This window comes from Streptomyces sp. NPDC001933, assembly GCF_042890955.1.
Taxonomy (GTDB): Bacteria; Actinomycetota; Actinomycetes; order Streptomycetales; family Streptomycetaceae; genus Streptomyces.
The window spans coordinates 324,110-342,636 of the sequence record NZ_JBIASS010000011.1 but is presented as its reverse complement, the minus strand read 5'-3'; the positions used below and the strand labels follow the sequence as shown (position 1 = coordinate 342,636).

The 18,527-nt window shown below is 72.7% G+C and carries 21 protein-coding genes and 1 pseudogene; 13 read left to right on the top strand and 9 right to left on the bottom strand.

The annotated features are described in order from the left end of the window. Window positions 1–81, bottom strand: a pseudogene (locus tag ACFYY7_RS26780) (electron transfer flavoprotein subunit beta); the annotation flags it as partial. A 145-nt stretch (window positions 82–226) separates the two neighbouring features. On the opposite strand from ACFYY7_RS26780, the gene ACFYY7_RS26775 reads away from it, so the two are divergent. From ACFYY7_RS26775 to ACFYY7_RS26755, 5 genes are all read left to right on the top strand, one after another. Next, the gene (locus tag ACFYY7_RS26775; RefSeq protein ID WP_383718593.1) at window positions 227–898 is read left to right on the top strand and encodes a TetR family transcriptional regulator; all 672 of its coding nucleotides are present in this window, start codon (window positions 227–229) and stop codon (window positions 896–898) included. A gap of 143 nt (window positions 899–1,041) precedes the next feature. After that, complete coding sequence (locus ACFYY7_RS26770; protein WP_388665214.1) at window positions 1,042–1,401, top strand: Zn-ribbon domain-containing OB-fold protein; 360 nt, start codon at window positions 1,042–1,044, stop codon at window positions 1,399–1,401. A gap of 90 nt (window positions 1,402–1,491) precedes the next feature. Then, entirely contained in the window at window positions 1,492–1,677 is a 186-nt protein-coding gene (locus tag ACFYY7_RS26765; protein WP_388665212.1) for a hypothetical protein, read from the top strand. Window positions 1,678–1,767: 90 nt separating this feature from the next. Beyond that, window positions 1,768–3,573, top strand: coding sequence for a gamma-glutamyltransferase family protein (locus tag ACFYY7_RS26760; RefSeq protein WP_388665210.1), 1,806 nt, complete (start codon window positions 1,768–1,770; stop codon window positions 3,571–3,573). A 63-nt stretch (window positions 3,574–3,636) separates the two neighbouring features. Then, the gene (locus ACFYY7_RS26755) at window positions 3,637–4,464 is read left to right on the top strand and encodes an inositol monophosphatase family protein (protein ID WP_388665208.1); all 828 of its coding nucleotides are present in this window, start codon (window positions 3,637–3,639) and stop codon (window positions 4,462–4,464) included. A gap of 171 nt (window positions 4,465–4,635) precedes the next feature. On the opposite strand, the gene ACFYY7_RS26750 is transcribed toward ACFYY7_RS26755, so the two are convergent. Next, complete coding sequence (locus ACFYY7_RS26750; RefSeq protein WP_388665241.1) at window positions 4,636–5,412, bottom strand: nucleotidyltransferase domain-containing protein; 777 nt, start codon at window positions 5,410–5,412, stop codon at window positions 4,636–4,638. Between the two features lie 183 nt (window positions 5,413–5,595). On the opposite strand from ACFYY7_RS26750, the gene ACFYY7_RS26745 reads away from it, so the two are divergent. Together ACFYY7_RS26745 and ACFYY7_RS26740 are read left to right on the top strand one after the other, a co-directional pair. Beyond that, window positions 5,596–7,011, top strand: coding sequence for an NAD(P)/FAD-dependent oxidoreductase (locus ACFYY7_RS26745; RefSeq protein ID WP_356086950.1), 1,416 nt, complete (start codon window positions 5,596–5,598; stop codon window positions 7,009–7,011). Between the two features lie 26 nt (window positions 7,012–7,037). Continuing rightward, entirely contained in the window at window positions 7,038–7,574 is a 537-nt protein-coding gene (locus ACFYY7_RS26740) for an O-acetyl-ADP-ribose deacetylase (protein WP_351258157.1), read from the top strand. Between the two features lie 95 nt (window positions 7,575–7,669). Here the strand turns inward: ACFYY7_RS26740 and ACFYY7_RS26735 are convergent, their stop codons facing one another. Continuing rightward, window positions 7,670–8,848, bottom strand: coding sequence for a CobW family GTP-binding protein (locus ACFYY7_RS26735; protein ID WP_388665206.1), 1,179 nt, complete (start codon window positions 8,846–8,848; stop codon window positions 7,670–7,672). Window positions 8,849–8,915: 67 nt separating this feature from the next. On the opposite strand from ACFYY7_RS26735, the gene rpmB reads away from it, so the two are divergent. The 4 genes from rpmB (at window position 8,916) to ACFYY7_RS26715 (ending at window position 11,669) form a co-directional block, all read left to right on the top strand. Next, the gene (gene rpmB, locus ACFYY7_RS26730; RefSeq protein WP_388665204.1) at window positions 8,916–9,152 is read left to right on the top strand and encodes a 50S ribosomal protein L28; all 237 of its coding nucleotides are present in this window, start codon (window positions 8,916–8,918) and stop codon (window positions 9,150–9,152) included. Next, window positions 9,152–9,457, top strand: a complete 306-nt coding sequence (gene rpsN / locus ACFYY7_RS26725) for a 30S ribosomal protein S14 (RefSeq protein WP_388665202.1) — start codon at window positions 9,152–9,154, stop codon at window positions 9,455–9,457. The genes rpmB and rpsN overlap by 1 nt, the downstream gene beginning before the upstream one ends. Window positions 9,458–9,651: 194 nt before the next feature. Continuing rightward, entirely contained in the window at window positions 9,652–11,148 is a 1,497-nt protein-coding gene (locus ACFYY7_RS26720) for an AlkA N-terminal domain-containing protein (protein ID WP_388665200.1), read from the top strand. Beyond that, complete coding sequence (locus tag ACFYY7_RS26715; protein ID WP_388665199.1) at window positions 11,145–11,669, top strand: methylated-DNA--[protein]-cysteine S-methyltransferase; 525 nt, start codon at window positions 11,145–11,147, stop codon at window positions 11,667–11,669. Before ACFYY7_RS26720 ends, ACFYY7_RS26715 begins: the two co-directional genes overlap by 4 nt. A 96-nt stretch (window positions 11,670–11,765) precedes the next feature. Here ACFYY7_RS26715 and ACFYY7_RS26710 read toward each other — a convergent pair whose 3' ends face one another. Further along, window positions 11,766–12,350, bottom strand: coding sequence for a TMEM165/GDT1 family protein (locus ACFYY7_RS26710; RefSeq protein WP_388595107.1), 585 nt, complete (start codon window positions 12,348–12,350; stop codon window positions 11,766–11,768). 337 nt (window positions 12,351–12,687) lie between these two features. On the opposite strand from ACFYY7_RS26710, the gene ACFYY7_RS26705 reads away from it, so the two are divergent. Continuing rightward, window positions 12,688–13,092 carry a (2Fe-2S) ferredoxin domain-containing protein gene (locus ACFYY7_RS26705; protein ID WP_388665197.1) on the top strand — a complete coding sequence of 135 codons (405 nt, stop codon included), beginning with the start codon at window positions 12,688–12,690 and terminating at the stop codon, window positions 13,090–13,092. Window positions 13,093–13,121: 29 nt separating this feature from the next. On the opposite strand, the gene ACFYY7_RS26700 is transcribed toward ACFYY7_RS26705, so the two are convergent. From ACFYY7_RS26700 to ACFYY7_RS26685, 4 genes are all read right to left on the bottom strand, one after another. Beyond that, a complete protein-coding gene (locus ACFYY7_RS26700; RefSeq protein WP_388665195.1) occupies window positions 13,122–13,775 on the bottom strand; it encodes a class I SAM-dependent methyltransferase in 654 nt (217 codons plus the stop codon). A gap of 94 nt (window positions 13,776–13,869) precedes the next feature. Then, window positions 13,870–14,655 (bottom strand): NAD-dependent deacetylase, encoded by a 786-nt coding sequence (locus ACFYY7_RS26695; RefSeq protein ID WP_388665193.1) that lies wholly within the window; start codon window positions 14,653–14,655, stop codon window positions 13,870–13,872. 78 nt (window positions 14,656–14,733) lie between these two features. Next, on the bottom strand, window positions 14,734–15,942 hold the full coding sequence (locus ACFYY7_RS26690) for a hypothetical protein (protein WP_388665191.1): 1,209 nt from the start codon (window positions 15,940–15,942) through the stop codon (window positions 14,734–14,736). A 166-nt stretch (window positions 15,943–16,108) separates the two neighbouring features. Continuing rightward, complete coding sequence (locus ACFYY7_RS26685; RefSeq protein WP_388665190.1) at window positions 16,109–16,603, bottom strand: NUDIX domain-containing protein; 495 nt, start codon at window positions 16,601–16,603, stop codon at window positions 16,109–16,111. Between the two features lie 135 nt (window positions 16,604–16,738). Between ACFYY7_RS26685 and ACFYY7_RS26680 the strand changes: the two genes are divergently transcribed. After that, window positions 16,739–17,854 carry a glycerate kinase gene (locus tag ACFYY7_RS26680; RefSeq protein ID WP_388665188.1) on the top strand — a complete coding sequence of 372 codons (1,116 nt, stop codon included), beginning with the start codon at window positions 16,739–16,741 and terminating at the stop codon, window positions 17,852–17,854. Window positions 17,855–17,918: 64 nt separating this feature from the next. Here the strand turns inward: ACFYY7_RS26680 and ACFYY7_RS26675 are convergent, their stop codons facing one another. Beyond that, window positions 17,919–18,422 carry an SRPBCC family protein gene (locus ACFYY7_RS26675; protein WP_388665186.1) on the bottom strand — a complete coding sequence of 168 codons (504 nt, stop codon included), beginning with the start codon at window positions 18,420–18,422 and terminating at the stop codon, window positions 17,919–17,921. Window positions 18,423–18,527 lie beyond the last annotated feature (105 nt).

Below are 18,527 nucleotides of genomic sequence, written 5' to 3'. Positions count from 1 at the left end.
CACCGTCAGGTCATCGGCGAAATGCCGGTCACCGGTGGCGTCGGGCACGTACTTCACACAGACAACGATCCTCAAGCTCACGCCGGCTCTCCTACCTGGGTGTGGTTCGTAGGGACGACATTATGGCACTCAGTACCCTCTGTAAAGGTACCCAGTGTCGGATTCGGCCTTCCGGTGCTACGTTCCCGGCATGACTGACGCGCGCAGGCCAGCGAAGAAGGCACCGATGCGGGAGGTGCTCGCCGAGGCGGCCTTCCAGCTCTTCCTGGAGCGGGGCTTCGAACAGACCACGGTGGACGACATCGTGGCGCGGGCGGGGGTCGGGCGCCGGTCGTTCTTCCGGTACTTCCCGTCCAAGGAGGACGCGGTCTTCCCGGACCACGAGCGGTGCCTCGCCGACATGACCGCGTTCCTGGAACGGGCCGGCGACGCCGATCCGGTGGACGCGGTGAGCGACGCAGCCAGGCTGGTACTGCGCATGTACTCCGCCAACCCGGAGTTCTCCGTCCAGCGGTACCGGCTCACCCGGGAGGTCCCCGGACTGCGTACCTACGAGCTGTCGGTGGTGCGGCGGTACGAGCAGACGATGGCCGGATATCTGCGTGGCAGGTACGGGGAGTCGGGCGACGGGGCGCTGCGCGCCGAGGTGATCGCCGCGTCCGTGGTCGCGGCGCACAACAACGGACTGCGGACATGGCTGCGTTCGGGTGGCGAGGGGGATGCGGAGGCCGCCGTCGACCACGCACTCGGGATGGTGCACCGGGTGTGGGGGAGCGAGGCGGAAGAGGGGGCATCGATGCCTTCGACGGACGGTGATGTGGTGGTGATGGTCGCCTCGAAGGGGGCTCCGATGTGGCGCGTGGTGCAGCAGATCGAGTCCGTCATCGGGCAGGGCTGACCATGCTGTCGGGCTCGGTCTGGCACTGAGTGTCTTTACGTTCCGGCACTCAGTGCCCTATGGTGCGGACGCGCCGACGCGAGGTGCGGCGCATCCGAGCCGAGCGCAGGGGGTCGAACGTGTCCCAGTCATCAAGTGGCACCGTGCAGACGGTGCATGAGGAAGCCGGGCTGGAGTACCACCGCTGCCGCTGGTGCGGCACGGCCTCCTTCCGCAGGCTGCTGTGCCCGGTGTGCGCGTCGGGTGACCTGAAGCCCGAGCGCAGCGCCGGCCTGGGTGTCGTGGTGCGGTCCGGTGTCATCCACCGCTACACGGACGCCGCACGCAACGAGTCCCTCGTCCGTCTCCCCGAGGGCTTCGTGTTCCGCTGCCGTGTCGTGGGCGCGGCCCCGCACCGAGTGGCGGTCGGCGCCCAGGTGCGTCCCGTCGTCGCGGACGGCCCGGACGCGGGCGAAGTGGTCTTCGAGCTCTGCGACCCGCCGAGGGACGACGGCTGGCTCTGAGGGCCCGCCCGCCCGACCTCGCCCTGCATCGGCCTTCCAGGACCCGGTTGTGGTCCTGGAGGGCCGACGTCGTTGAGGGAGGGGGAGGGGATGTTCGCCGACCTCCGGCGCGACCGCGGCTTCGGCTGCCTGTTCATCACCCACGACCTGGCCGCCGTCGAATGCCTTGCCGACCGGATCGCCGTGATGTGCCTCGGGCAGATCGTCAACAGGCCCCGGCCGCCGAACTGTTCGCCTCCCCGGCGGCCGACAGGTCTCCTGCCGCCTCCTCGGTGACGACGGCACCGCCCCGGACGCCGCCGCACGACCCCGCGTACGTACGATCCGTTCCACCCCATCCGCATGCCGCAGCAAGGAGCCGCAACCGTGTTCACCACCCGGCCCACCCTCCAGGGCACATTCGGCATGGTGTCCTCCACCCACTGGCTCGCCTCGCAGTCCGCGATGGCGGTTCTGGAGGACGGCGGCAACGCCTACGACGCAGCCGTCGCCGCCGGGTTCGTCCTGCACGTCGTCGAACCGCACCTCAACGGACCGGCAGGCGAGGTGCCGATGATCCTGGCACCGAAGGACGGCGAGGTACGGGTGCTGTGCGGCCAGGGCCCGGCCCCCGCGGGCGCGACCGTCGCCCACTACCGCTCCCTCGGCCTCGACCTGGTCCCCGGCACCGGACCGCTCGCCGCGGCCGTACCCGGCGCCTTCGACGCCTGGATGCTGCTGCTGCGCGACCACGGCACGAAGTCCGTCGCCGAGGTGCTGCGGTACGCGATCGGCTACGCCGAGGACGGCCACGCCCCCGTCGAGCGGGTCGGCCAGACCGTGGAGACCGTCCGCGAACTCTTCGAGACCGAGTGGCAGTCCTCCGCCGACGTGTACCTGCCCGGCGGCAAGGCGCCCAGGCCGGGCGAGCTGTTCCGCAACCCCGCACTCGCCGCCACCTGGCGCCGGCTGATCACCGAAGCGGAGGAGACCGGAGGCGAGGACCGGGCCGCCCAGATCGACGCCGCCCGCAGGATCTGGAGCGAGGGCTTCATCGCCGAGGCCCTGGTCCGCCAGGCCGCCCGCCCCACCATGGACACCAGCGGCACCCGCCACACCGGCACCCTCACCGCCGCCGACCTGGCCGGCTGGTCCGCGTCCTACGAGGCCCCCGCCACGTACGACTGGAACGGCTGGACGCTCGCCAAGGCGGCGGGCTGGAGCCAGGGCCCCGCCTTCCTCCAGCAGCTCGCCCTGCTCCCCGACGAACTGCCCCGGTACGGCAGCGCCGACTACGTCCACCTGCTCATCGAGGGCTGCAAGCTCGCCATGGCCGACCGCGAGGCCTGGTACGGCGACGCCACCGACGTACCCCTGGACGCACTGCTCTCGGAGCCGTACAACGCCGAGCGCCGCGCCCTCATCACCGCCGAGGCCTCGCACGAGCTGCGCCCCGGCAGCCCGGACGGCCGCACCCCCGTGCTCAGCCGCCACGCCCACGCGGTCGTCGCCGGCGGCGACGGCTTCGACGCCATGGGCATTCCGACGGCGGGCGTCGGCGAGCCGACCGTCGCCAAGGACGGCACGACCCGTGGCGACACCTGCCACATCGATGTGGTCGACCGCTGGGGCAACATGGTCTCCGCCACGCCCAGCGGCGGCTGGCTCCAGTCCAACCCGGTCGTGCCGGAGCTCGGCTTCCCGCTCGGCACCCGGCTCCAGATGGCCTGGCTGGACGAGGGCCTGCCCAACTCCCTCACCCCGGGCCGCCGCCCCCGTACCACCCTCACCCCGTCCCTCGCCCTGCGTGACGGCGTCCCGGTCATGGCGTTCGGCACACCCGGCGGCGACCAGCAGGACCAGTGGCAGGTGCACTTCTTCCTGGCGGTGGCGCTGCGCGCCGAGGTCCGCGGCGGACTCGACCTCCAGGGCGCCATCGACGCCCCGAACTGGCACAATGACAGCTTCCCGGGCTCCTTCTTCCCGCGCGGGATGCGCCCCGGCCGCGTCACAGTCGAGGAGGGCATGGCCCCGGAGGTCGTCGAGGAACTGCGCCGCCGCGGCCATGACATCACCGTCGGCGACCCCTGGTCCGAGGGCCGGATGTGCGCCGTGGCCCGCGACCCGGAGACCGGGGTCCTGTCCGCGGCCGCCAACCCGCGCGGCATGCAGGGATACGCCGTAGGACGCTGAGCGGCCACTTCCCGGACATGACCAGGTCGTCGGCGCCCCGGCGCGACATGATTGGCTGGAGACATGATCGATGAATTCCTGGCCGGAGACCTGACCGAGGTCGAGGCGGCGGTACGCGCAGCGGCCGCCGCCGAGATCATGCCCCGCTTCCGGCAGCTCGCCGCGCACGAGATCGTCGAGAAGAACGGTCCGCACGACCTCGTCACCACCGCCGACCGCCTCACCGAGGAACACCTCACCGCATCGCTGACCGGGCTGCTGCCCGGCTCGGTCGTCGTCGGCGAGGAGGCGGTCCACGCCGACCCGAGGGTGTACGAGGCGCTGGGCGGCGACGCACCCGTGTGGATCGTCGACCCGGTCGACGGCACCCGCCAGTTCGTCCGCGGCGAAGCGGGCTTCTGCACCCTGGTCGCCCTCGCCCACCGCGGCGAAATCCTGGCCTCGTGGACGTACGCCGCGGCCCTGGACGAGATGGCGGTCGCGGTCCGCGGCCGCGGTGCCACGCTCGACGGCGAGCGGATACGCTCCGGTTCGCCCGCCCCCGGGGACGCGCTGCGCGTGGCGATGTCGCACCCCGACTACACCACCGACGCCCAGAAGCGCGCCCTGCTCGGCCTGCGCACCGAGGGGATCGAGGCCCGCCCCTGCGGTTCGGCGGGGCTCGAATACCTCGCCGTCGCCCGTGGCGAGCTGGACGCGGTCGCCTTCAACTGGGAGTACGCCTGGGACCACGCGGCGGGCCTGCTGCTGGTCGCCGAGGCGGGCGGCTCCCAGGCCACCCTCTCCGGCGCACCGTTCCGCATCACCGGCGGCAACGCGCTGCCGTTCACGGCGGCCCGCGACGAGAAGACCGTCGAACGCGTCCTCCAGGCGCTCCGCGACGGGGCCTGAGCAGGACTCCGATCAGGATCGGGACCCCGATCAGGCCAGGAGCTCGCGGGCCGGCGTCGCGAGACGGGCGCGGGCCTGCGTTGCCCGTCGGCTCACCTCACCTGCCGCGGGCCCACCCCGCCCGTCGGCCCGTCTCACGCGCCGCGGACTCACTCCACCCACCGGCCCACCTCACCCGCCGCAGGCCGACCGGACCTCCCGCACGAGCTCCGCGGCCAGTTCCACCGCCTCCTCGTCCAGGCCCCGCAGCGCCTCGCCGATCCGCTCGGTGAACCGCGCGGGGGTGTCCGGCAGGGCGGCGGCCGCGGCCGCCGCGCCCTTCTCGTTCAGACACCAGGTGCGATGGTGGGCGTGCAGGGACTGGGCGAGGATGCCGAACGCCCGCGACAGGCACAGCGACACATGGAGCCGGTCGCCGCCGGGCGCCGACTTGCGGGCGGCCGCCACCGAGAACTCCGCCTCCCAGGCGGCATCGACGAGTGCCGTGCGCAGCGGCTCCGGATAGTTCCGGACCTCATCCTGAAGCACGGTCAACTCCCTTTGCGGGTCGGCGATCACCCGGCCCAGCGCGACCTCGCCGGGATACGCGGGGGACCAGAACCCGAGCGGGTGCCCCGGCTGCACGCCCACCTCGAAGCGCCCCTCACGGCAGTCGGCCCAGACCGCCTCCACCCGGTCCAGATCGCGCAGGATCCAGTCCACCGGGACGCCGTCCACCCGCAGCCAGGCCCCGCCGTCGACCCACGGCCCCCACCCGCCGGGACCGGCGACCTCGGCGGGGGAACCCTGCACCTCGGAAGCCAGCGCGGTCAGCGCGGCCACGTCGAGGGTGCCGCGGTAGTACAGACCCAGGTCCCAGTCGGAGTCCGGACGGTGGGTGCCACGGGCCCGGCTGCCGCCCAGCGCGACGGCCCGGATGCCGGGCAGTGCGGTGAGCCGGGCGGCCATGCCGGCGATACGGGCGGGCACGTCGGTGACGGGGGCGGCGGGTGCGGTCGCTTCGACGGCCGCCCGGGGCGTGGCCTGGGAGTCAGGTGTGTTCATCGCGCGGCGACCATACCCGCGCCCGCGCTGTCGGTGCCTCGGAATATCCTGGGTGCCCTGGCCGTCGGCTGACGAAGGAGTCCGAAGGTGCCGTCGATGCTCGATGCAGTCGTCGTGGGGGCGGGCCCCAACGGACTGACCGCCGCGGCCGAACTGGCCCGCCGCGGCTTCGCCGTGGAGGTCTTCGAAGCGCAGGACACCGTCGGAGGCGGTGCCCGCACCGAGGAGCTCACCCTCCCCGGGTTCCGTCACGACCCCTGTTCCGCCGTCCACCCGCTGGGCATCGGCTCACCCGCGTTCGACGCGATGCCGCTCGCCCGGCACGGCCTGGAGTGGCTCCAGCCCGAGCTGGCGCTCGCCCACCCGTTCCCGGACGGCACGGCCGCCGTGCTCACCGGTTCGGTGGGGGAGAGCGCCATGTCGCTGGGGCCCCAGGACGCGGGGGCGTACCGCAGGCTCGTCGCCCCCTACCTCGGCCACTGGGACACCCTCGCCCAGGACTTCCTGCGCACCCCGTGGGACGGGCTGCCCCGTGACCCCTACCGCTGGGTGCGCTTCGGTCTCGACGCGCTTCAGCCCGCGTCGCTGCTCTCCCGCCGCTTCGGCGGTGCGAAGGCGCGCGGCCTGTTCGCCGGGCTCGCCGCCCATGCCATAGCCCCCACCAGCGGAATCGCCACCGGCGGTATCGCCCTGCTGTTCGCGCTCGCCGCGCACGAGAAGGGCTGGCCCGTGCCGCGCGGCGGATCGCAGTCCATCTCCGACGCCCTCGCCTCGTACATACGCGAACAGGGCGGCACGATCCGTACCGGCACGGAGGTCAAGCGCCTCGACGAGCTGCCGCCCGCCCGCGCCTACATCTTCGACACCTCGCCCACCGCCCTCGCCCGCATCGCCGGACTGGGCCACGCCTACCGCGGCTACCGGTACGGAGCGTCCTGCTTCAAGATCGATTACGCCTTGTCGGGCCCCGTCCCCTGGACGGCGGAGGAGGCCCGGCGGGCCGGCACCGTCCACATCGGCCCCACGGCCGGTGAGATCGACGCCGCGCTGACGGCCGCTGTGACCGGCCGCGACCCCAGCGTGCCGTTCCTGATCACCGCGCAGCCCAGCCTGGTCGACCCGTCCCGCGCACCCGAGGGACGGCACGTCTTCTGGGCGTACGGACACGTCCCGTCGGGCTGGGAGGGTGACGCCACCGACGTCATCGAACGGCAACTGGAGCGCTTCGCCCCCGGCTTCCGCGACCTGGTGCTGGCCCGCGCGGTGGCGGGACCGCCCGAGCTCGCGACGCGCAATGCCAACTACGTCGGCGGCGACATCGCGTGCGGCGCCTTCGCCGGCCTGCAGACGGTGCTGCGCCCCAAGCTCGCCCGAGTGCCCTACGCGACGGCCCACCCCGCGGTGTTCCTCTGCTCCTCGGCCACTCCGCCCGGCCCCGGGGTGCACGGCATGTCGGGCCACCACGCGGCGAAGGCTGTCTGGCGGCGCCTGCGGGCGGCCTGAGCGGGCCGCGGGGCATCATGGTCCACATGCGTACACCCGAGGGCGTGACCGTCACCCTGGTCCGCGGCGACATCACCCGGCAGTCCGCCGATGTCATCGTCAACGCGGCGAACTCCTCCCTGCTCGGCGGGGGCGGGGTCGACGGCGCGATCCACCGCCGGGGCGGTCCGGAGATCCTCGCCGCGTGCCGGGAGCTGCGCGCGTCGCAGTACGGAAAGGGCCTGCGCACCGGCCAGGCCGTCGCCACGACGGCCGGGCAGCTGGACGCGCGCTGGGTCGTCCACACCGTCGGCCCGGTCTGGAGCAGCTCCGAGGACCGCTCGGCGCTCCTCGCCTCGTGCTACCGCGAATCACTGCGGACGGCCGGGGAGTTGGGGGCGCGTACCGTCGCCTTCCCGGCCATCTCGACCGGGATCTACGGCTGGCCGATGGACGACGGGGCCCGCATCGCCGTCCGCACGGTCCTGGAGGAGGCCGCGCCGCCCGTGGAGGAGGTGCGGTTCGTGCTGTTCGACGCGCACGCGTACGCGGAGTTCGAAGAGGTACTGGCGGCGCAGGGCTGATCCGGGGCGAAGCCGAAGGGGCCGGCCGGACCGGCGCGGGACGAAGCCGAAGGGGGCCGGCCCGGCCGGTGCGGGGCTTTCGCCGTCGGCCGGAGTCAGCGGACCGGGTCGAGGAACGAGTCGAAGGGGGCCGGGAGCCGTCTCCACGCCTCGGGGCCCGCGGCGTATTCGGCGTCGGTGAGCAGGCAGGCGTCGAGGAGCCGGGTCAGCCCGTCCCGGTCGAGGCCGGGGGAGGTGAAGACGAGGTGCTGGCAGCGGTCGCCGTGCTCGGGGTGCCAGTCCAGGGCGGCCGCCGCCCGGCGGACCGGAGGAACCAAGTCCCAGGCCGCGTCCGGCAGGGAGGCCAGCCACGGGCCCGCGCTCTCCACGCAGAGGGCGCCACCGGCGGCGTACCAGGCCAGCAGGGTGTCGGGGCGGTCGGCGAGCCAGAAGCGGCCCCGGCTGCGCGCTGCCGCACAGCACAGCTCCTCCAGCGCCTGGAAGAGCCGCTCGGGGTGGAAGGGGCGGTGGCGGTGCCAGACGAGTGTGGCGACCCCGGCCCCGTCCGCCTCCTGCGGCAGCAGCGCACAGGCCGGGTGCTGGGCCGCTGCCGCCGATTCCACGTCGAAGCCCGCGAACGCGAGCAGGCCCAATCCCTCTGATTCGACCGATACTTGACGAGCCGTCGGGTGAAGTTGTGTCAGCAGTGCGCGGTCCTCGTCGTAGGCTTCGTCGCCGTCCACGAGAACGAGCACCGGCGCGTACTCCAGCTGCCGTGCCCAGGTGTCGCCGACGGTCCGCCGGTCCGAGGCGGCCGCCGCCAGGCCGACGCCGGCCAGGTCGTCGCCGTTCCCGAGGCAGGGCATGACGAGAGCGGGGTCGACGGCCGTCATCACATTGGTGAGTTCGAGGGTGTCGCCGCCGTGCGTGACGACGGCCTCGGCCATCGCCCTCGGCTCGACGGAGTCCCACAGCTCGACCACCGCGAGCCGGGTCGCCCCGTCGGCGGCCAGCCGCTCCAGCTCCGGCACCAGGTCCTCGCGCAACGCGCAGCAGGCGCAGTCGTCGACGAGCGGGGCCTGAGCGCGCGACAGTTCGCCCGACGCGTCGCGGACGAGCCGCCGCACGGTGCCCTCGGCGGCCGTGGCCAGATCGTGGTGGAGCGCGACGCTGCCGGGGACGGTGCGCAGCAGCCGTTCCACCACCTCCCTGCGCGCGTCGGAGTGGAGCCCGCCGACGATGAGGACGGGCAGCCGGCGGGGCCTGACGGCCGGGCGTAGTTCGTTGCGAGCCATGACCGCTACTATATGGCAATGATTTCCATTTCCAATAGATGGTTCTCCGCAGAAAGCAGGTAGCACCGTGTCCGCCCACTGCCAACTGACCGGCGCCCGGCCGGGCTTCGGCAACAACATCTCCCACTCGCACCGGCGCACCTCACGCCGCTTCGACCCCAACATCCAGCGCAAGAGGTACTGGCTGCCGAGCGAGGGCCGGTACGTCCGGCTCACGCTCGCCGCCAGGGCGATCAGGACCGTCGACAGCATCGGGATCGAGGCGGCCGTCGCCCGCATCCGGGCGCGGGGAGGGAATGTCTGATGGCCAAGAAGAGCAAGATCGCGCAGAACGAGAAGCGCAGGGCGACCGTCGAGCGGTACGCCGCCCGTCGCACCGAGCTGAAGGAGATCATCCGCCGGCCGTCCACCACGGACACCGAACGCCGGGCCGCCGCGGACGAGCTCCGGCGCCAGCCGCGCGACGCCAGTGCGACCCGGGTGCGCAACCGCGACAGCGTGGACGGGCGGCCCCGCGGATACCTGCGGAAGTTCGGCCTCTCCCGAGTCCGCGCACGCGAGCAGGCGCATGCCGGATTCCTGCCGGGGGTCACCAAGTCCTCCTGGTGACAGCCGCCCCGGGCGGGGAGGCCGCGTCAGGGGTGCGGACTCCCCGCCCGGAAAACCGGGAGCCCGGGAGCCCGGGAGCCCGGAAGCCCGGGAGCCCGGCAGCCCGGGACCGGCCTCCGAAGAGTTCCTGGCAGCGCGAGGTCCATGTCGGATTCTCGCCAGCCTCCGGATGCCGGGTGACGGATCCTTGAGCCATGCACACCGACACCGAGCGCTGCGTACGGGCCGTCCACTCCAAGGACGCCCGCTTCGACGGCTGGTTCTTCACGGCGGTCCTGACCACCCGGATCTACTGCCGTCCCAGCTGCCCGGCCGTGCCGCCCAAGGTCGAGAACATGACCTTCTACCCCAGCGCCGCCGCCTGCCAGCAGGCCGGATTCCGTGCCTGCAAACGGTGCCGGCCCGACACCAGCCCCGGCTCCCCGGAGTGGAACGCCCGCGCCGACTCCGTGGCCCGCGCGATGCGGCTCATCCGGGACGGTGTCGTCGACCGCGAGGGCGTACCCGGACTCGCCGCCCGGCTCGGCTACTCCGCCCGGCAGATCGAACGCCAGCTGCTCGCCGAGCTCGGAGCCGGCCCGCTCGCCCTGGCCCGCGCACAGCGCGCCCAGACCGCGAGACTGCTCATAGAGACGACCGGACTCCCCATGGCGGAAGTCGCGTTCGCCGCCGGATTCTCCTCGATCCGGACCTTCAACGACACCGTCCGCCAGGTCTTCGCGCTCGCCCCGGGCGAACTGCGCAGCCGCGCCGCACGTTCCGGGACACCCCCGGCCACCCCGGGCGTGATCGCGCTGCGGCTGCCGTACCGGGCCCCGCTCAACCCCACCAACCTCTTCGGTCACCTCGCTGCGACCGCCGTCCCCGGCGTCGAGGAGTGGCGCGACGGCGCCTACCGCCGCACCCTCTCCCTGCGGTACGGACACGGCATCGTCGCGCTCACCCCGCACCCCGACCACATCGCCTGCCGCCTCTCCCTCACCGACCCGCGCGACCTCACCCTCGCGATCAGCCGCTGCCGCTGGATGCTCGACCTGGACGCCGACCCGGAGGCCGTCGACGAGCAGCTGTGCGCCGATCCGCTGCTCGCCCCGCTGGTGGGCAAGGCGCCCGGCCGGCGGGTGCCGCGTACCGTCGACGGCGCGGAGTTCGCCGTACGGGCGGTGCTCGGCCAGCAGGTCTCGACCGCCGCCGCCCGCACCCACGCGGCCCGCCTGGTCGGCGCGCACGGTCTGCCGGTCGACGACCCGGAGGGCGGCCTCACCCACCTCTTCCCGGACCCGGAGGCCCTCGCCGGACTCGACCCGGAACGGCTCGCCCTGCCCCGCAGCCGCCGCACCACCCTCACCACGCTCGTCTCCGCACTCGCCGACGGATCACTGCGGCTGGGCACCGACACCGACTGGGAGCAGGCGCGGACCGAACTGACCGCCCTCCCCGGCTTCGGCCCCTGGACCGTCGAGGTCATCGCGATGCGGGCGCTCGGCGACCCGGACGCCTTCCTCCCCACCGACCTCGGCATCCGGCGCGCCGCCGAGGAGCTCGGCCTCCCCTCGACACCCGCGGCGCTCACCGCCCGCGCGGCCGCCTGGCGCCCCTGGCGGGCGTACGCGGTCCAGTACCTGTGGACCGTGGACGACCACCCCATCAACCACCTGCCCACCGAGAAGAACCGGGAAGTCCAGCCATGACCGATCCGCAGCCACCCGCGGCGACCCGGCAGCACACCGTCGTCGACAGTCCGTACGGTCCGCTCACCCTCGTCGCCACCGACGGGGTCCTCGCGGGCCTCTACATGACCGGTCAGCGGCACCGCCCGCCCGAGGAGACCTTCGGTGAACGTGACCCGCGGCCCTTCACGGAGGCCGTCCGCCAGCTCGACGCCTACTTCGCCGGGGAGTTGCGCACCTTCGACCTGCCGCTGCGCCTGGACGGCACCCCGTTCCAGCGCAGCGTCTGGGAGCAGTTGCGGCTGATCCCGTACGGCGAGACCCGCTCGTACGGCGAACTGGCCGAGAACCTCGGCAAGCCGGGCGCCTCACGGGCGGTGGGGCTGGCCAACAGCAAGAACCCGGTGGGCATCATCGTCCCCTGCCACCGTGTCATCGGTGCCTCGGGCAGTCTCACCGGCTACGGCGGCGGACTCGACCGCAAGCAGCGGCTGCTGGCCTTCGAGAACGGTACGCAGGACGACACCCCGGCGCTCTTCTGACGCCGCCCGCGCCCTCTTCCATGAAGCCGACACGGGGACGGGCCCGGACACCGAGGTCCGGGCCCGTCCCCGAGCCACCTGCGTACGCGCCGGCCGTCAGCCGGTGAAGATCTCCACCAGGGTCCAGATCGCCAGCCCCAGCATGCAGAGCCCGCCGATCCGCTGGACCGTCTTCAGCGGTACCCGCTTGGCGATGAAACGCCCGGCGAGCAGCGCCAGCGCCGAGACGGACATCAGGGCGGCCGCGGACCCGATCGCCGTGGACCAGGTGCCGTTGCTCGCGGCCAGGTTGGCCGTGGTGATCTGGGTGAGGTCGCCCCACTCGCTGATGAAGACGGCCATGAACGCGGTCGAATAGACCGGCCAGAAACCGGTCACCGTCTTCGTTCCGCCGTCCTCGTCGTCATCGCCGCCGCCCGAGCGCAGCAGCATGAAGGCCCCGAACGCGAAGAGGGAGGCGGAGACGAGCTTGACGATCCAGTCGGGCAGCAGCCCGATCAGGCTGCCCGCCCCCACCGCGATGGCGACGTGCACGATGAACGCGGACGACGTGCCGAACCAGACGTACAGCGGTCGCATGCGGGTGCCCATGGCGAGCGACGCGAACATCGTCTTGTCGGGAAGTTCCGCAAGGAAGATCAGACCGAAGGCGGTGAGGATCGCCCAGGGGTCGAGGTGCATTCCGGGTGGCTTTCTGTGAGAGCCGGGCCCCGGATCTTCGCGAAGCGCCACTCGGGCTTCCGGAGGACCACTCGGCCCGGCATGACGTCAGCGCCCACGGGGGCGCGGGCGTGTCATACCTGACCGAAGGTCTCGCCCGCCCGTGATGATCCACGGGCCCGGCCACCGGGAACCCGGGGGTTCCAGTGTGTCGACGACCGGTTTGCGGGGCTACTCCCCTTCGCAGCCATCAACTGTACCCCACCTCCGCACGGGGGAGAGCAGGTGTTCGATCCGCCGGCGGGGATCGGTACAGTCCCCTGGTGATCATCCCCGCCCGCACCGGAGGCGTCCCCGCATGAGCCGCCGCACCCGAAGGGCGGCCCCCGCCGAGGGGACGCCCCGGCCCACCGTCAGCGTCTGCCGCGGCTGCTGCTGCGGGACGCCCAAGATCCCGGACGTGGATCACGCCGGTCAGCTCGCCGAGCTGCGGCGGTCGCTCGGCGCGGTCGCCGCCGTACGTGCCGTGGAGTGCCTGGACTCCTGCGAACGGGCCAATGTCGTCGTCGTGCAGCCGTCGGCCGAGGGCCGCCGGGCGGGCGGCCGTCCGGTCTGGCTCGGCCTGGTCAACGACCCGGACGCGGTGACGGACATCGTCACCTGGGTCGAGGCGGGCGGTCCCGGGCTGGTGGACCCGCCGGAGATCCTCGACCTGTACACGTTCCGCCCCTCGCGGCGCGTACAGCAGGAACTCGACCACTGAGGCCTGTCCGGCCGAGCACGGCCGGGCCGCTACGGTGCCACGGGCTTCACCATCACGAAGAAGGCCTGCGGCGTCTTCTCCCACTCGTCCGCCTCGCGGACCAGCCGGGACCGGACACGGAACCCGGCCTTCTCCAGCATCCCGGCCACGGCGTCGGGCACGAAGCGGTAGACGTCGAGCGTCACCGCGTGGCCGTACGCCTGCTCCAGGCGCACGCACTCGTCGCCGACCTTGAAGGCCATGAGCAGATGGCCGCCCGGGGCCAGGACCCGATGGATCTCGGCGAAGATGCCGGGCAGCTGCTCCGGCGGGGTGTGGACCAGGGAGTACCAGGCCAGCGCACCGGCCAGGCTGCCGTCCGCCAGGTCCAGGTCGGTCATCGAACCCTCGTCGAAGACGAGGTCGGGGTAGGTCGCGCGGGCCACCGCGATCATGCCGGGGGAGAGGTCGATGCCGAACGCGGTCAGTCCGAGATCGCGCAGATGGGCCGTCACACGACCGGGCCCGCAGCCCAGATCGCCCACCCGGCCGCCGCCGCCCGCCGTCACGATGTCCGCGAAGACGGCCAGCACGGCATTGTCGTACGGCTTCTTCGGCATCATGTCGGCCAGCAGCACGGCGTAGTCGGCGGCGACGGTGTCGTACGAGGCTCGGGTGGCGTCGAGTGGGGAGGGTTCTGTCATGCGGGGGACCGTACAGCCCTCCACCGACAACTCCCGGCCGGGCCGACCGCCTTCCGGCCCCACCCGCCCCACCGGCACCTCGGGCCCCCGTACCTCAGTCCCCGGAAGTTCCGCCCGAAGTCCCGCCGGGATCCCCGTCGGAACCCGCGACCGGCCCCGTCCCGGCGGCCAGACGGCGCAGCAGCGCGGGCAGCGCCGTGCCGATGGGCTCGCGGACGACCTCCTTGGCAAGCTCGTCGTACGGAGTCGGCTCCGCGTTCACCACTACGAGCCGCGCCCCGTTGTCCACCGCGATCCCGGCCAGCGAGGCGGCGGGCTGCACCTGGAGCGTCGTACCGACCGCGATGAACACCTCGCAGGCCTTCGCGATCGACACCGCCTGGCCCAGCACCACCGGATCGAGCCGCTCACCGAACATGATCGTGGCCGATTTCAGGATGCCGCCGCAGACCGCGCACGCCGGGTCGGCCTCTCCCGCCTCCACCCGGGCCAGCGCCTCGCTCATCGCCGAGCGGGCGTGGCAGCGGGTGCAGACCACCTCGCGCGCGGTCCCGTGCAGCTCCAGGACCTTGCGGTGGGGGAGCCCGGCGAGCTGATGCAGACCGTCGACGTTCTGCGTGATCACCCGCACCGGGACGCCGGACCGCTCCAGCTCCGCCACCGCGCGGTGCGCCGCGTTCGGCTCAGCGGACCAGGTCGAACTGGTGCGGCGCATCTGCCAGGAGCGGCGGCGGATCTCCGGATCGGCCATGTAGTAGTCGTACGTGACGAGCTTCTCGGCCTCCGGGTCCTTGCGCCAGAGCCCGTTGGGCCCGCGGTAGTCGGGGATGCCGGAGTCCGTGGAGATGCCGGCGCCGCTGAGGATCGCGACCAGAGTCATGGAGCGAGCGTAAGCAGCGCCGGTCACCGTCCGCGAGGCCATTTCGGCCTCGGGCAGCCGTCCGCCCCGTGGCGGACGTCAGGCCGCGGGGCCGGCAGGAGTGAACGGGGACGGGGTCAGGCCCGTCCAGGTGTTCAGCTCGGCCCGCGCCGTCTGCTTGGTGACACCGCCGTCCTGGAGCGTGCCGCTGCGCGCCACGTAGAACCGCCCGTCATCGAGCGAGACCAGCCCGTACTGCCCGTACTGTCCCGGCGCCGGCCACCCGTACGTACCCGTCGTGGCGTCGTGCGCCCCCTCGCGCAGCAGCGGGAGCAGCAGCCCGCGCTCCGGGCGCTGCTGCCCGCGCACCCAGCCGCGTACCGGCTTGTGCGCACCGTCCAGCGCGAAGACCGAGTAGTTGGGGAAACCGGACTTGGAGCCCTTGTAGGCGGCCATCAGCCAGTTGCCGCTGTGCCCGTCGTACTCCAGGTTCTGCACGCCGTAATTGGTGTTCCCGGTGTACGCGAAGAACTTGCCGCCGACGCGGGCGGGTCCGCTGGTGTGCGGGGCGGACTCGGTCAGCGGGCGTTCGTACTTCTTCCAGTGGGTGACGTCGTACTGGAGCAGCACCTGGTGGTCGTTGTCCGTGCGGCCGGTGTTGGCGTACACGCCGTACGCGACCGTCAGTCTCTTCGCGGCGCGGTTGCCGCGCCGGTCGCCGAAGGCCGGACCGAACGCGACGCCGTCGATGCCGCTGCAGCCGTAGCGGTGGTCGGGAGTGTTGCCCGTGTCGCCGTCGAAGACCCCGTCGCCGTTCATGTCGGCGGTGAAGTCCTTCACGACCTCCTTGAGGTAGACGGTCGAGACGACCCCGGTGGACTGGGCGTCCATGTCCATCCGGGTGATGCGGTCGACATCGAGGATCGCGATGTAGAAGGACTTCGCCTCCTTGTACTCCAGCGAGCCGTAGACCCGGCCGTCCTTCTCGTTGAAGTCCAGATCGCCGAGGTGGCCGGTGAATCCGGTGACCGAGCCGACCGGATTGCCCTTGAGGTCGGTCTTGACCAGCAGATTGGTCATCGAGAAGTACATGAAGCCCTTGCGGCGGTCGATGGCCATGCCCTGGACATGGCCGGACTGCCAGGCGCCGCCGTCGATCGACTGCGGCAGGCCGCCCGGTGCGGCCGGCACCGAGGCCGGTGCCGGTTCCGCGAGCGCCGTCGACGCCGTGGCGACAACTGCCGTACAGGCGAGCGCTGCGACGGTCGTGACCAGTCGCCCACCGAGGTGTCCCGTGTGCTTACGCATGATCCCTCCGCTGTCGTGGAGTCCGGATGATGCCGGTCGAGCGTGCACTGCGGACCAATGGCACATGAACTCAACGGTCCGGCAGCCGTCGACCGGACTATCAGTTGACGACCGGTCAGCACAACGGGACAGAAGGGTGATTCGGGTGGTATCCGGGTCCTGGCCGTCAGCGGTCAGCCGGGAGGCCGTCCTCCAGCTCCACCGCGCCGCCGCCGGATTCGAGCACCTCCAGCGCGGCCTTCACGCGCAGCGCGAGGGTGCCGAGCAGATAGCGGTCGATCTCCTCGCGCTCGACCAGCCGCCAGGACAGAAGCTCCTCCTCCTGGAGCCGGATCGCCTTCAACCGGGTCTCGTCCAGCACCCCGCCGTCGTACAGGTACGCGGCGATCGGCGGCCGTTGCGGGCCGCGAGCCCAGTCGACGGCGAGCAGCCGCCCCGGTGCCAGATCGAGGCCGATCTCCTCGGCCGTCTCACGCCGTGCGGCCTGGCGCGGGCTCTCGCCGTCGTCGGACTCGACCGTTCCGCCGGGCACCGCCCAGCCGTCCCGGTAGTTCGGCTCGACGAGCAGCACCCGCCCCCGGTCGTCCCGGAACAAGGTGGCCGCGGCGGCCAGCACCCGGGGGAGCCCCGCGATGTAGGAGGCGTAGTCAGTGGTGGTCACGCGGGAAGCGTAGTGGCAGGGGCGGAGTCCGGACGACGACCGCTCTGGGCAGCGGGTATCCGCTGCGGATAGGGTCGGGGGCGGCGCGACTGCCTGTTCGAAAGCAAGGGATGCAAGGTGGCGGACGGAGCAGTGATGGAGACCGCACGCGTGCTCGTCGCGGCGGACAAGTTCAAGGGCTCGCTCACGGCCGTACAGGTCGCGGAGCGGGTGACGGCCGGGCTGCGGCGGGTCGTCCCCGACGTGCGGGTCGAGACCCTGCCCGTGGCGGACGGCGGCGACGGCACGGTGGCGGCGGCGGTGGCCGCCGGATTCGAGCGCCGCGAGGCGCGGGTGACCGGGCCGCTCGGCGATCCGGTGACCGCGGCGTACGCGCTGCGCTCCACCACGGCGGTGGTGGAGATGGCCGAGGCATCGGGCCTCCAGCACCTGCCCGCAGGGGTGTTCGCCCCGCTCACGGCCACGACGTACGGCTCCGGCGAGCTGCTCTCCGCCGCGCTCGACGCGGGCGCCCGGACGATCGTGTTCGGCGTCGGCGGCAGCGCTACGACGGACGGCGGCGCGGGCATGCTGGCCGCGCTGGGCGCCCGCTTCCTGGACGCGGACGGCAAGCCGGTGGGCCCCGGTGGCGGCGGCCTGGCCGACCTGGCGGAGGCGGACCTGTCCGGCCTCGATCCGCGACTGACCGATGTGGACCTGATCCTCGCCAGCGACGTGGACAACCCGCTGACGGGCCCGAAGGGTGCCCCCGAGGTCTACGGCAGGCAGAAGGGCGCGACCGAGGACGACATCGCGACGCTCGACGCGGCGCTCGCCCACTACGCGTCCGTCCTCGGCCCGGACCACGCCGCGCTGCCGGGAGCGGGTGCGGCGGGCGGCATCGGCTACGGGGCGCTGGTCGCGCTCGGCGCCCGGTTCCGCCCCGGCATCGAGGTCATGCTCGACGTGCTCGGCTTCGCCCCGGCGCTGGCGCGCGCCACGCTGGTGATCACCGGCGAGGGCTCGCTCGACGAGCAGACCCTCCACGGCAAGGCCCCGGCGGGAGTGGCGGCGGCGGCCCGCGCCGCGGGGATCGAGGTCGTGGCGGTCTGCGGCCGCCTGGCCCTGCCGCCTCAGGCGCTGACCGCGGCGGGCATCCGCCGTGCGTACGCCCTCGCGGACCTGGAGCCGGACCCCGCGGTATCCATGGCCCAGGCGGGACCCCTGCTGGAGCGGGCGGCCGAGTCGATCGCGCGCGACTTCCTGCTGTAGCTGCGTGGCTTGCTCCGGTGGCCGGGCGGTGCGTCGATCCGATGCCCCGCCCGGTGGCCGGAGATCAGCCCGGCGACCCCACCGAGGGCGCCGCGTCCCCGGCGTCCCCCGTACCCTCTCCCGCCCCGTCCCCGCAGCTCAGCAGCTCGGACAGACTCTGGAGCTCCGAAGGCAGGTCCCGGCGCCAGGCCATCGTCACGAACGGCGCGAGAAGTATCATGCCGCCGTCCAGATGGGGCTTGACGGAGACGGTGACCGTCGTACCGAGCCCGCTCGGACTCAGCCGGAACTCCAGCTCCGGGGAGTGGCGGCCCAGTGGTGTCCACATGCCCGCACCGCGGAAGACGAGGTACTCGACGGGAGAGCTCGCGGTGCACCGCAGGCGGTGTGCCCGTCGTCTGCCCGGAAACTTGCAGGTGTACTCGTCACCCAGCTCGGCGGCGACCGGGCCCTCGATCACCCGGTCTATGCTCGATGACCACTCAGCAAGGTTCCGCGGATCCCGGAGGAACGAGAAGACCTCGTCGGCGGGGCGGGACACATGGACATTCGCAGACACATGGGGCATGGCTCCACCTCTTACGGCGCCCGTCCGCCTGAATTTCGGCTTCCGGTTGCCCTCGTCGCGGTGCCGTCGCCCCTCAGCCTGCTGCCGATCGCGGGCCCGCGCACC